Annotated in this window: 13 protein-coding genes; 3 read left to right on the forward strand and 10 right to left on the reverse strand. The window is 52.1% G+C overall.

Annotated features, from left to right (window positions below; translation table 11 throughout):
- Positions 1–116 precede the first annotated feature (116 nt).
- The 4 genes from tkt to KNP95_RS00250 form a co-directional block, all read right to left on the reverse strand.
- A complete protein-coding gene (tkt, locus tag KNP95_RS00235; protein WP_353048965.1) occupies positions 117–2,099 on the reverse strand; it encodes a transketolase in 1,983 nt (660 codons plus the stop codon).
- A gap of 207 nt (positions 2,100–2,306) precedes the next feature.
- Positions 2,307–2,540 (reverse strand): DUF896 domain-containing protein, encoded by a 234-nt coding sequence (locus KNP95_RS00240; RefSeq protein ID WP_214753017.1) that lies wholly within the window; start codon positions 2,538–2,540, stop codon positions 2,307–2,309.
- Positions 2,541–2,600: 60 nt separating this feature from the next.
- On the reverse strand, positions 2,601–3,245 hold the full coding sequence (locus KNP95_RS00245) for a YneB family resolvase-like protein (RefSeq protein ID WP_214835115.1): 645 nt from the start codon (positions 3,243–3,245) through the stop codon (positions 2,601–2,603).
- A gap of 72 nt (positions 3,246–3,317) precedes the next feature.
- A complete protein-coding gene (locus KNP95_RS00250) occupies positions 3,318–3,554 on the reverse strand; it encodes a hypothetical protein (RefSeq protein ID WP_214835116.1) in 237 nt (78 codons plus the stop codon).
- Between the two features lie 205 nt (positions 3,555–3,759).
- On the opposite strand from KNP95_RS00250, the gene lexA reads away from it, so the two are divergent.
- Together lexA and KNP95_RS00260 are read left to right on the forward strand one after the other, a co-directional pair.
- Complete coding sequence (lexA, locus tag KNP95_RS00255) at positions 3,760–4,380, forward strand: transcriptional repressor LexA (protein WP_021067589.1); 621 nt, start codon at positions 3,760–3,762, stop codon at positions 4,378–4,380.
- Entirely contained in the window at positions 4,380–4,820 is a 441-nt protein-coding gene (locus KNP95_RS00260) for a metal-binding protein (protein WP_214753023.1), read from the forward strand. Before lexA ends, KNP95_RS00260 begins: the two co-directional genes overlap by 1 nt.
- 91 nt (positions 4,821–4,911) lie before the next feature.
- Here KNP95_RS00260 and KNP95_RS00265 read toward each other — a convergent pair whose 3' ends face one another.
- From KNP95_RS00265 to hflX, 5 genes are all read right to left on the reverse strand, one after another.
- On the reverse strand, positions 4,912–6,015 hold the full coding sequence (locus tag KNP95_RS00265) for a DNA alkylation repair protein (RefSeq protein ID WP_214835117.1): 1,104 nt from the start codon (positions 6,013–6,015) through the stop codon (positions 4,912–4,914).
- A gap of 156 nt (positions 6,016–6,171) precedes the next feature.
- Positions 6,172–7,512 carry a type I glutamate--ammonia ligase gene (gene glnA / locus KNP95_RS00270; protein WP_021067592.1) on the reverse strand — a complete coding sequence of 447 codons (1,341 nt, stop codon included), beginning with the start codon at positions 7,510–7,512 and terminating at the stop codon, positions 6,172–6,174.
- A gap of 46 nt (positions 7,513–7,558) precedes the next feature.
- The gene (locus KNP95_RS00275; protein WP_029595347.1) at positions 7,559–7,957 is read right to left on the reverse strand and encodes a MerR family transcriptional regulator; all 399 of its coding nucleotides are present in this window, start codon (positions 7,955–7,957) and stop codon (positions 7,559–7,561) included.
- Between the two features lie 93 nt (positions 7,958–8,050).
- A complete protein-coding gene (locus tag KNP95_RS00280; RefSeq protein WP_214835903.1) occupies positions 8,051–9,346 on the reverse strand; it encodes a methionine gamma-lyase family protein in 1,296 nt (431 codons plus the stop codon).
- 7 nt (positions 9,347–9,353) lie between these two features.
- The gene (hflX, locus tag KNP95_RS00285) at positions 9,354–10,598 is read right to left on the reverse strand and encodes a GTPase HflX (RefSeq protein WP_214720227.1); all 1,245 of its coding nucleotides are present in this window, start codon (positions 10,596–10,598) and stop codon (positions 9,354–9,356) included.
- Between the two features lie 102 nt (positions 10,599–10,700).
- On the opposite strand from hflX, the gene KNP95_RS00290 reads away from it, so the two are divergent.
- Positions 10,701–11,711: a site-specific integrase gene (locus tag KNP95_RS00290; protein ID WP_214835118.1), complete on the forward strand. Its 1,011-nt coding sequence runs from the start codon at positions 10,701–10,703 to the stop codon at positions 11,709–11,711.
- Positions 11,712–11,729: 18 nt separating this feature from the next.
- On the opposite strand, the gene KNP95_RS00295 is transcribed toward KNP95_RS00290, so the two are convergent.
- Positions 11,730–12,278 carry a GNAT family N-acetyltransferase gene (locus KNP95_RS00295; protein ID WP_214714754.1) on the reverse strand — a complete coding sequence of 183 codons (549 nt, stop codon included), beginning with the start codon at positions 12,276–12,278 and terminating at the stop codon, positions 11,730–11,732.
- Positions 12,279–12,409: the final 131 nt, after the last annotated feature.

Below are 12,409 nucleotides of genomic sequence, written 5' to 3' on the forward strand. Positions count from 1 at the left end.
CCTCCTCTACCATATGAAACATCGTTTTTTACTATACACTATATTACGCTAATTCGCTAGTCGTCTGTAAAAAAAGTGGTGACCCAAAACTCCGGGCCACCACTGATAGTAAGCGATTAAAGTGATTTGACAGCAGCGACGACGTTGTCGACCGACATGCCATATTCTTTCATGAGGAGATCCCCAGGAGCAGAAGCACCGAACTTATCGATTCCGAGTACTTTACCGCCGAATCCGACGTATTTGTACCAGCCGAGTGTCGCGCCCGCTTCAAGCGAGACACGCTTCGTGATTGACGAAGGAAGGACCGACTCTTTGTATTCTGCTGACTGTGCTTCGAATAATTCCCACGAAGGCATCGAGACGACAGCCACGTTCACGCCGTCAGCCGCGAGTGCTTCGCGAGCTTCGACGAGGACGTGTACTTCAGAACCTGTACCGAGAAGGAGGACGTCCGCCTCGCTCGAGTTACCGGCGACGACGTAGCCACCTTTGGCCGCTTCTTCAATCGACGTGCCTTCGAGTTCTGGCAACGCTTGACGCGTCAAGACGAGAAGTGATGGTGACGATTTCGTCGTGATCGCTTGCTTCCAAGCCGCAATCGTCTCTTTTCCGTCAGCCGGACGGAGTACAGACAAGTTTGGCATCGCACGGAAGCTCATCAAGTGCTCGACCGGTTCGTGTGTCGGGCCGTCTTCGCCGACCGCGATCGAATCGTGCGTCAAGACGAACGTCGATGGGATTCCCATGAGGGCCGCGAGTCGTACCGCTGGACGCAAGTAGTCAGAGAAGACGAAGAATGTCGCACCGTAAGGAAGGACCCCACCATGGAGCGCCATACCGTTGACGGCAGCTGCCATTGCGAACTCACGGACACCGAACCAGATGTTACGGCCTGCTGGATCTTCATCGAAGTCCGCAGCACCTTTAATCATCGTGTTGTTCGAGCCTGCGAGGTCAGCCGAGCCACCGAAGAGTGTCGGCACCGCTTTAGCGATTGCGTTCAGTACTTCACCGCTCGTTTGACGTGTCGCTTTCTTCGAACCGATTTCGAACGTTGGCAACTCGCTGTCCCAACCTTCTGGGAGCTCGTTGTTCACTGCACGCTCGAACTGGGCACCGAGTTCAGGGTGTGACGACTTGTAAGCCGCGACGAGTTCGTTCCAGTCCGCTTCCGCTTTGGCACCTGGCTCAACGACTTTCTCGTTGAACAAGTCGTACACTTCGGTCGGTACGTAGAAGTTTTCGCCTTCCCACTTATAGAACTGCTTCGTGAGCTCGATTTCAGCTTCGCCGAGCGGCGCGCCGTGTGAGGCCGATTTCCCTGACTTGTTCGGTGAACCGAAACCGATGACCGTCTTCACTTCGATGAGGGTCGGTTTTGACGTTTCCGCCTTCGCTTCGTCGATTGCTTTCGCGATTGTATCGATGTCCGTGCCATCTTCAACGCGAATCACTTGCCAACCGTAAGCGTTGAAACGATCTTCGACGCTTTCTGAGAACGACTTGTGAAGGTCGCCATCGAGTGAGATGTCGTTTGAATCATAAAGGACGACGAGCTTTCCGAGTTTCAAGTGACCAGCGAGTGAGGCAGCTTCTGCCGACACGCCTTCCATCAAATCACCGTCTCCGCAAATCCCGTATGTGAAGTGGTCAACCACATTGAACTCATCACGGTTATATGTCGCTTCCAAATGCTTCTCAGCCATCGCCATACCGACTGCCATTGCAATCCCTTGGCCGAGCGGTCCAGTCGTCGCATCGACACCAGCTGTGTGACGGTACTCTGGGTGTCCAGGCGTCTTCGAATCCATTTGACGGAACGATTTGAGATCGTCGAGTGAAAGGTCGTAACCAGATAAGTGAAGAAGCGAGTACAAGAGCATCGAACCGTGTCCCGCTGAAAGAACGAACCGATCGCGGTTGAACCAGTTCGGGTTTTTCGGGTTGTGACGCATCTTATCCGTCCAAAGTGTGAACGCCATCGGAGCCGCACCCATCGGCATCCCCGGGTGACCAGAGTTCGCTTTTTGGACCGCATCAATCGAGAGCGTCCGAATCGAGTTAATCGCTAATAATTCTTTAGTAGTTGTTTCCACTAATTTCATCCTCTCTGTTGTTACAAAGTTTCTACCCGTCATATTTTAGCACACTCATTCGTGTGTCACAACTAATTAATTAGTATAACACATTGAATGGAATCGTTTACTTCCTTTCGTTCAAAATCAGTCCAATAAGTCCCCCTGATCCCCGTTCGCGTATAACAAACATGCACACCCTATATGAAATAGGATGTGCATTCGTGGTCACTCTGAGCGATGTCGTTTCTGCTCGTCTTTCAATTTTTCAGGCGTTACGTCGTTCCCGTCCGGATCGACGACCTTCATTCCCATCATCTGTGATTTGAATGATTGGCGGAACGCTTGCAAATATTGTTGACGCAGCGCTTGCTGCTCGTCCATCTCTTGTGGTGACAGTCCATCTGTCTTGGCTTTGTTGGCGAGAAAATTGATTCGCTCCAACTGTTCAGGTGCTAGCATCAGGCTCGCCCCCTCTCTACTGAATTTGTTCTTCTACTGTACAAAATCAGCGAGCAGGAATCAAGTTTCTGGTACTGACACGTGCTCCAAATAGCGGCGGTTCACCGTCGCCTTCGACACCTCGTAGCCAAAACCACGGAGCGTGGCGGCAATTTCAGCGAACGTTAACCCGCGCTCGCGCAGTTGGACGATTTCTTCAATCGGCACTTCGATTCGACTCCGGCCGCCCTGATCGTGATGTTGGATATTGCGATGCGGGTTGAACCCGTTCGCGACCGCCCGACGCATGCCGCGTGAGATTTTCGCGTTATGGATTTTACGCTGATACTCCTCGACGACGCTGACGATTTCAAGCACCATCTTCTCGGCATCCGAGACGACGTATTCATCGGACGATTGCATCGTCAACAAGCGGACGTTATGTTTCATGAGCGTATGCAAGATGGCGATTTTCGCGTTCCCTCGTCCGAGGCGGCTGTCATCGCTGACGAGCACAGCATCGAGATTAGACGTCGAGACGTGCTCCAACAAATCGAGCAACCCCGTCCGATTGACTTCATATCCGCTCTCTTGCTCACTGATCACGTCGATGATTTCGGCGTCAAGACGTTTCGCCATCCGCGTCAGTTCGTCTGCTTGGCGACCGAGTGACGTCTCTTGCGTGGACTTGTTCGTCGACACGCGACAATAAATGACGACTCGCATCCCGTCACTTCCTTTCTTTCCATTCGCCCTCTACGATACACAGGTTCGGGGGCTGTTCGCAATCAGAAAAGATTATTCAGCGGCGAACCACGTCGTCTTGTCGTCTTCTTTCTCAGCGCGTTCAGCGATAAGCTGTGCCTCGAGCGACTCGGCCTCCGTCAAAGCGACTTCTTCTTCGACGCTATGCTCGATCACCGGTTCGGTCGCGACGACATCGACGTCGTGGCGCATCTCCCCGACCATATAAAACGCGAACATTCCAAGTGCCAACATGCCGACTAAAATGATTCCATTGATTGTGTCTCTCATAACGATTACCTCCTGGGAATAAGAATACACGTTCTCGAGAACGTCTGTTCGTTTATCTGTTCTCATCATAAAACAAGAACTTCTGTTCGGTCAAGTAGAAAAAAACGAACGAATGTTTGTGCGCTCATGTGTTCTTGTGTTAAACTAAACCCATAAAGAATAGGATGCGTTCGCAGGATATTCGACATAATCGAGGTGAAATCCATTGAAAAAAATGTCAGCAAGACAACAACAGATTCTTGATTTTATAAAAGCCGAGGTTCGGGCGAAAGGGTATCCCCCTTCTGTTCGTGAAATCGGAGAGGCTGTCGGACTCGCATCGAGCTCGACCGTCCACGGACACTTGGACCGTCTAGAGAAACGTGGATTGATTCGACGTGACAAGACGAAGCCACGTGCCATCGAGATTTTAGATGAAGAGATGTCAGTCGTCGAAGACCACGATGCTGTCATGTACGTGCCGGTCATCGGGAAAGTCACGGCTGGTACGCCGATTACGGCAATCGAGAACGTGGAAGAACACTTCCCGCTCCCGGCCCACGTCGTCGGTTCCGACAACGTCTATATGCTCTCGGTCTCGGGAGACTCGATGATTAACGCCGGCATCTTGGATGGGGACCGTGTCCTCGTCCGCCAACAGAACACGGCCGACAATGGAGAGATTGTCGTTGCCATGACGGATGAAGGCGAAGCGACGGTGAAGCGGATTTATAAAGAAGCTTCGAAAGTGCGTCTCCAGCCGGAGAACGACGAACTCGAAGCGATGTATTTCGATAACGTGTCGATTTTAGGGAAGGTCATCGGTGTATACCGGACGATTCACTAATGGCGAGTGGCAAGACACATACCCGTACGAATCTCGTGGCAATCGGTGCTCTTGCGATTGCCACGCCTTTTATTGACATCGATGTTCCGACCGTGTTCCTATTCGGCGCCCTGATCGGGACGTTCTGGCTCTCCCCGGACCTCGACTTGAAGTCGGACGCCTATTATCGATGGGGACCGCTTCGGGGCTTTTGGCTCCCTTACGTGAAGCTTATGCCCCATCGGTCGTTATTCTCGCATTTGCCGCTCTTGAGCGATCTGATTCGGGTCATCTATCTCGGTTTCCCGCTCACGCTCGTGCTCACGTTCACGCCGTATGAGGAAGCTGCCAAATCGTGGCTCGACCTGAACGGGGCAGCCTGTTTCTTCGGACTCGTCTTCGCGACGACGCTACATACGACGCTCGACTATGCATCGACGTTCTTCAAACGTGCGTTTTAAGCAAATGCTTATGCCATACACCCAAAAGGGCAACCCGTCTATTAGACTGGGTTGCCCTTTTTCGAACCGTCGATTGTCTCTAAAACATTTATCAGTCGTCTCGTTTATGCAACACGAGTCGAGTTTCGGCAACTTCTCGTCCATTTACCAACAGGACGATTCGATGCGCACCCGGATAATGTCGACGCGTCGTCAAGTCTGACCAGTTGTGGACTCTGCTCGCTGCAAGTTTTGCTCCCCCAGCGACGGTTTTATTCGTAAAAAGAAACGCCTTACGACTCGCTTTCCCATTCGCTTTTATAAAGTCGATGGCGTATTCGACCCGAATATATGCAGCATCGCCTGGACGAATCGACACATCGTATTGAATCTCGCACGCCTCCCCAATACTGAGCATGTTCGGATGTATCGAAATCGATGCGTTGACGGTCAAATCCGTTTCTTGCGTATAACCGAACAGCGTTAAGGCGTCAGGATGTGCGGATTTGATCAATGTTCGGCACGCATGTCTGATGACCCAATCGGTATGAGGATGTTCGCCTTGCCATCGAAGCGAGACTTCGAGCACGGCTTCCGGGTGATCTTTCGAGATATCGTTGAGATTGTTGGCGACACTTTTCCTTACATATAATGATGGGTCTTCTTTCAATAACTCTAAAACCGCAAACACGGGAGCCGGATTTTCTCTGAACATCGGTAATGACTCCGCCCACGGAAGACGAGGACGACAGCCTTCACTTGCCAATCTTCGCACATGCTCATTCGGATGCTTGGCCCATGCCATCATGCGATCCATCACTCGCGTCGAATCACGAAGCAGAAAAGGTCGGATTGCGAATTCAGAAGACGATTTCTGCGTGAAGAGTTCGAGTGCTGACATCGAGCGTTCCCAATGTTCTTCCGCCTGTCCATGGACTGCGACAAAGTCTGGAAAAAATAAATATGGAAAGCCGACACAATCATCTACAATTTCAATCAAGACGTCTAAAGCTGACTCGTAGTTTTGAGGTAAGTACTCCCCGAGCTTTGTCGAGATACGGCGCATACGACCTTTCAGCGCTAACGCTTCCCATGACTCATCTACAATCGATGCGACAAATGCTTGTACATCAAACAATGGGTAGACGGATTGAATCCGTCGTCCAAATCCTAGCAAAAAATCCTCATGATATACCTCTTTCAACGGTGTGGCCACGTCTTCCATCTCCTTCAATTTCGTCTAGTCCGCTCATCCAGCCATACATTCTTCCTCATTATATAGAACGATAGAAAAAGAGTCCTGAAGGAGTTCTTCTTGCGAAGACTCCTTCAGGACTCTGATTGGTAGGGTTAACGTCCCCAGTTCATCTACTTAGTAGAGCGTCATGTACTGATCGCGTTCCCACTCTGTCACTTGCGTGCGGAACATATCCCACTCGATTTCTTTCAACTCGAGGAAGTGCTCACCGATATGCTCGCCAAGCGATTCCATGACGACTTTGTCAGTACGGAGTACTTCGAGCGCGTCGAAGAGCGTAGCCGGAAGATCGTCAATCCCGTTAGCAACACGTTCTGGCTTGTCCATGACGTAGATGTTGCTGTCGATTGGCTTCGGTGCTGTCATGTCTTTCTCAATTCCATCGAGACCTGCAGCCAATAGTGTGGCCAAAGCGAGGTACGGGTTTGCTGCCGGGTCGACCGAACGTACTTCGATTCGAGTCGAGAGACCACGGGCCGCTGGTACACGAACGAGTGGTGAACGGTTGCGCGCGCTCCATGCTACGTAGCAAGGTGCTTCATAACCAGGAACGAGACGCTTGTACGAGTTGACAGTCGGGTTACAAACAGCCGTGAATGCACGGGCATGCTCGAGAATCCCTGCCGTGAAGGCGCGAGCCGTGTCAGAGAGTTCCATTTCGCCGTTTGGATCGTAGAAGACGTTCGTGTCACCTTTGAAGAGCGACATGTTGGCGTGCATCCCTGAACCGTTGACACCGAAGAGTGGCTTCGGCATGAACGTCGCGTGAAGACCATATTTCGCTGCAATCGTCTTGACGACGAGTTTGAACGTTTGGATGTTATCAGCCGTCGTGACCGCATCTGCGTATTTGAAGTCAATCTCGTGCTGACCTGGTGCGACTTCGTGGTGTGATGCTTCGATTTCGAAGCCCATGTTTTCGAGCTCGATGACGATCTCTTTACGGCAGTTCTCGCCGAGGTCGACCGGTGCCAAGTCGAAGTAACCGCCTTGGTCGTTAAGTTCGAGTGTCGGTTGGCCGTTCAAGTCTTTCTTGAAGAGGAAGAACTCAGGCTCTGGTCCGACGTTGAATGCTGTGAAACCGAGCTTCTGCATGCGCTCGAGGTTACGCTTCAAATTGCCGCGCGGGTCACCGCTGAACGGTTTTCCGTCCGGAGTATAAATATCACAAATCAAGCGAGCGACTTTACCGCTGCCGTCTGTCCACGGGAAGACAACCCATGTGTCAAGGTCTGGATAGAGGTTCATGTCTGATTCCTCGATGCGTACGAACCCTTCGATTGAAGAACCATCGAACATCATCTTGTTATCAAGTGCTTTGTCCAATTGGCTGATCGGAACCTCGACGTTTTTAATCGTACCGAGGATATCCGTGAATTGAAGACGAATAAAGCGTACGTCCTCTTCTTGTGCGATGCGTTTGATGTCTTCTTTCGTGAACGTTTTTCTGGCCATGGTGAAATGTCCCCTCTCACATTGTGTAATGGTTAGTGTACTGGCGTCATCGATAAAAACGTGACAGCTCACCTTGAATGAGCGACGTCTTATTGAAACGGCCAGCTTCTTGAAGCTGTGTTTTCAATAATTTGTGTAACTCTTGTTCAGAGATCTTCGGTGCTTCATCGACCGGCGCCTTTAGTGATTCCGCGTCTTTAGCGTCGCTGTTATCGAGCATATGACGAATCGCCGCCAAGTTGAAGCCTTGATCGATAAAATCCTTGATCGTGAGTAGACGTTCGACATCATTAAAGGAATAGAGCCGTCGTTTCGATTCCGTCCGACTAGGCGAAATCAGACCCTGTTCTTCATAGTACCGAATCTGCCTACCTGTCAGCTGGGTCAAATCTTGAACGATTCCAATCGGAAACAACGGGTTGGAGCGACGAAATTGATCGGCCATCTCTTACCCCTCCTTTTCTGTCTCACACTGTGAGAATAATACATGACAACTTACCTGTCAATAGATGTTAAGAAAGTTAACATGACATTTCGGTTACAACTTTTGTGAGATATTGTCACGGTCAAATGTGACGAGCTCTTTTGTCCGCAATTGGCTCAAGGCAAGCATGAGCGCGACCTTGACGTGGGCGTAAGTTAATCCGCCTTGAACGTAGGCCGTGTAAGGCGCGCGGAGCGGACCGTCGGCCGACAATTCAATCGACGAGCCTTGAATGAACGTCCCAGCTGCCATGATAACGTCATCCTCATACCCCGGCATATAGGCCGGTACCGGTAACGCATGCGCATTGACCGGCGACGCCATCTGGATGCTCTGACAGAACGCAATCATCTTGTCGCGGTCGCGGAACGTCACCGATTGAATCAAATCGGTCCGGGGCGTCGTATAATGCGGATCGGTCTCGAAACCGAGCAATCCGAGCAGGCTCGCCGTCAAGTGCGCCCCTTTCAAGGCTTGGGCGACCGTGTGCGGCGCCATATAAAACCCTTGATACATCTCTTGGAGCGAATAGAGTGACGGCCCGGCCTCGCTGCCGATGCCAGGTGTCGTCATGCGGAACGAGCAGCGTTCGACGAGTTCTTTGGTCCCGGCGATATAGCCACCCGTCTTCGCCAAGCCGCCACCCGGGTTTTTGATGAGTGAGCCGGCCATGAGATCAGCCCCGACGTGGGTCGGTTCAATCGTCTCGACGAACTCACCGTAACAGTTGTCGACGAAAACGAAGACGTGCGGGTGTGCCGCTTTGATTTTCGCGATTGCCTCCCCGATTTCTTGGACCGGAATGCTGCGTCGGTTGGCGTAACCTTTCGAGCGCTGGATGCCAATGAGCTTCGTCTCAGGGCGAATCCGTGCGATGACGGTCTCGACATCGATCTGGTCGTCTTTCAACTCGACCGTGTCGTAGCCGACACCAAGTTCTTTGAGCGACCCACGGCCGTCTCCCCGAATCCCGACAATCTCTTCGAGCGTGTCGTACGGCTTGCCGGTAATATAAAGCAGTTCATCCCCTGGCAACAACACACCGAACAGGGCGATCCCGATGGCGTGCGTCCCAGAGATGATTTGCGGGCGGCACAGGGCGAGGTCCGCCCCGAACACGTCAGCATAAATCGATTCGAGCGTGTCGCGTCCGATATCGTCATAGCCGTACCCGGTCGTCGGATTGAAATGGAAATCCGACACTTTATGCTTCTTAAACGACTCGAGGACACGGTATTGGTTGAACTCCGCTGTCGCCTCAATCGTTTCAAAATATGGTTTTACCCGTGCTTCCGCCTCGGTCACGAACGGGGCCAATTCATCATAATACGCAATCTTTTCTTGCCACATCATTGTTTCACACCTCAAATTGTTTCAGCGTCGCATATAGACGCGTGTCTTCTCTCATATATCCGACGAGTTCGACCGAACCATCATCGAGGAACTTCTCCTCGAGACGATACATCGAATCTTTGGCCGGGTGGTAATGCTCGAACGAGCGGACCGGCAAGATGACGTGTACTTTCGTCAACACATCAGCAATCTTATCTTCGATCGCGCCGATGAGCGTCTCGATATCGTTCGAGTCGAGCGCCGAGATGACGAGCGGTCCGCCGACGAAGTCCTCGGTCAACCGGTCTTTCTTATTGTATACCTCGAGCTGCGGCAACTCACTCGCGCCGAGTTCCGACAATACCGAATTCGTCGTGTCGATTTGGTTCATGTAATGCGGGTTTGACGCGTCGATGACGTGCAAGACGAGGTCAGCCCCGAGCACTTCCTCGAGCGTCGAGCGGAACGCGGCGACGAGTTTCGTCGGCAAGTCGCGAATAAATCCGACCGTATCCGTGATGAGCACTTTTCCGCCGCGCGGCAATTCGAGCTCACGCGTGAGCGGATCGAGGGTCGCGAACAATTCGTCCTGTTCGTACGTATCGGCGTCCGTCAAGCGGTTGAAAATCGTTGATTTCCCGGCATTCGTATATCCAACGAGCGCGACTTGGAACACACGGTTCTCCTTCCGACGTTCGCGGTAACGGTCACGGTGCGCGACGGTGCCTTCGAGATTTTTCTTAATCTCGTCGATGCGGCGCTTGATGTGTCGGCGGTCCGACTCGAGTTTCGTTTCACCCGGTCCCCGTGTCCCGATTCCGCCACCGAGACGTGACAGTTGCGTGCCTTGTCCGATTAAACGCGGGAGCAGGTAGTTCATCTGGGCGAGCTCGACTTGGAGCTTCCCTTCTTTCGATTGGGCCCGTCCGGCAAAGATGTCTAGAATCAATTGCGTCCGGTCAATCAGTTTCATCTCGTCCGGGTCGTTCAGCGAGATGCGGATGTTCTTCGACTGGGCTGGCGACAGCTCGGCGTTGAAAATGACGATGTCCGGCTCAAACTGTTCGATGAGCACCGCGAGCTCCTCGACTTTCCCTTTCCCGATGAACGTGCGGCGGTCGACTTGTTGCCGTTTCTGGTCGAGACGGGCGACGACCTCACCTCGTGCCGTATCGACCAATTCGACGAGTTCCCCCATCGATTGTTCATATGTCCAATCGTCGACAGTCGGTAATTGACATCCGACGATAATGACTTTCTCTCGTTGCATAAAAATCCCTCATTCCTATAAGTCTCATCCTCCATCTTACCACGAAACGGCGAATGGAGAACGTCCGTTTGTGGTACGATATGAGGAGAAGGAGGAACGTCCATGACGAAACGTAGAAAAGAGTATCCATTGCCTGAATATATCGAGGCGTACTTGTTCCATCTCGGCGCGAGCGGCCGTCAACCGTCGACGCTGAAACGCTATCGATACGACTTGATCGATGTGCACAAATACTTTCATGACCATAACGTCGAGCTCGATGCCCCGGAGGCGTGGCTCGCCGTCCCGCTCGAATCGTGGAAGACGTTCGTCAACGACTTCCTCATCGAAGAGAAGCAATACCAACAAGCGACGGTCGCCCGAATCGTCACCGTCATCAATAGCCTGACCGTCTTCTTGAATCCGCTCCGGAAAAAGATGCTCGCCTATGCCCAACCGGCTCATACGCTCACCGTCGACCAGATTGCCTTGCCGACCGAGTTCAGCAAGCTCGTCCGGACGATCCGTTCGACAAGCGGGCTGAGTGAGAACCAGCTTCAGGCGCATCCGTATCTCGTCAATCGGAACGAGCTAATCGTCACGTTGTTCTATAAATATGGACTCCGGGTGCACCATATCATCCGTCTTCGGATGAACGACCTGCATCTCGCGAGCCATGAATTCGACGTCTATGACCGGCTCGGCAACCGGTTCACGTTGAAACTCAGTCAAGAGGACCAGACACTCCTTATGAACTATTTGGCTGACATCCCGACGCCGGTCCGTCCGCGTTGGTACTCGGACGATCCCGTCTTCGTCTCGTTCGACTTCTCCCGGATGACGTTCCGTTGGGTGTATGCGAAGAACCAGCCGAAACAGCTGACGATCGTCATGATTACGAAGATGATGCGCCAATTGAATGAACGCAGCGGTCTCAGGCGTTCGGTCACACCGTCGATGCTCCGGAACGCCCACGTCTTGAAGACGTATGCGATCGACATGACGTCACTTGAACGGATGAACGTTACATGTATGCATAAAGAGTCATCTCTCCGGCGCTATGAGCAGGCGTATGCCGAGTTCGGTAGCGAACTCTTCGGCGAACAAATCCCAAACGAAAACCCCGCCTTGTAAAGGACGGGGTTTTGTATGTTAATGGGCCCATTCATCTCGCAACAGCCCGTACACGACGTGGTCGACGTAGCGGTCATAAAGCCACTCCGCATTGCGGAGCACCCCTTCTTCGAGGAAGCCGAACCGTTCCGGCAAGGCCCGACTCTTCACGTTTCCGGTCGCGACCCGAATCTCAATTTTATCAAGTTTCAAGTCACGGAACCCGTAATCAATGACCGTCTCGAGCGCTTGACTCATAATGCCCTTCCCTTGAAAATCTTGGCCGAGCCAATAGCCGACCGTGCCGCACTTGATCCCTCGGTCGATATCGTTGAAGCCGATTGTCCCGGCGAGCTCACCCTGATACACAATCGCGAACGATTTCGGATAGCCGCCCGTCTCCATCAATCCTTTAATTCGCCCTTCGATGTTTTGTCGTGAATCCTCGACCGTCTCGGTGTAATCGAGCCAACCGAGCCACTCGCGAAGGTATGGCTTCGACGCCATCGTCAACTGGAACAACGCCTCCGCGTCATCGATGGTGAACATTCGTAGTTGAAGCTGGTCATTGATGTCATAGTGTAACATGTCGTTTCCCCCTCTTACTTTCCAATTATTGTGTTCTTCATCATTTTATCGTAAACTATTTGTAAATAATTTGAAAGCGGTGAAAGTATGTAAGTCGACATCGTGTCATCCACCCAAAATTGAATAGTTCT

The sequence above is a fragment of the Exiguobacterium sp. s36 genome, assembly GCF_018618345.1.
GTDB classification, from domain to species: Bacteria; Bacillota; Bacilli; order Exiguobacteriales; family Exiguobacteriaceae; genus Exiguobacterium; species Exiguobacterium chiriqhucha.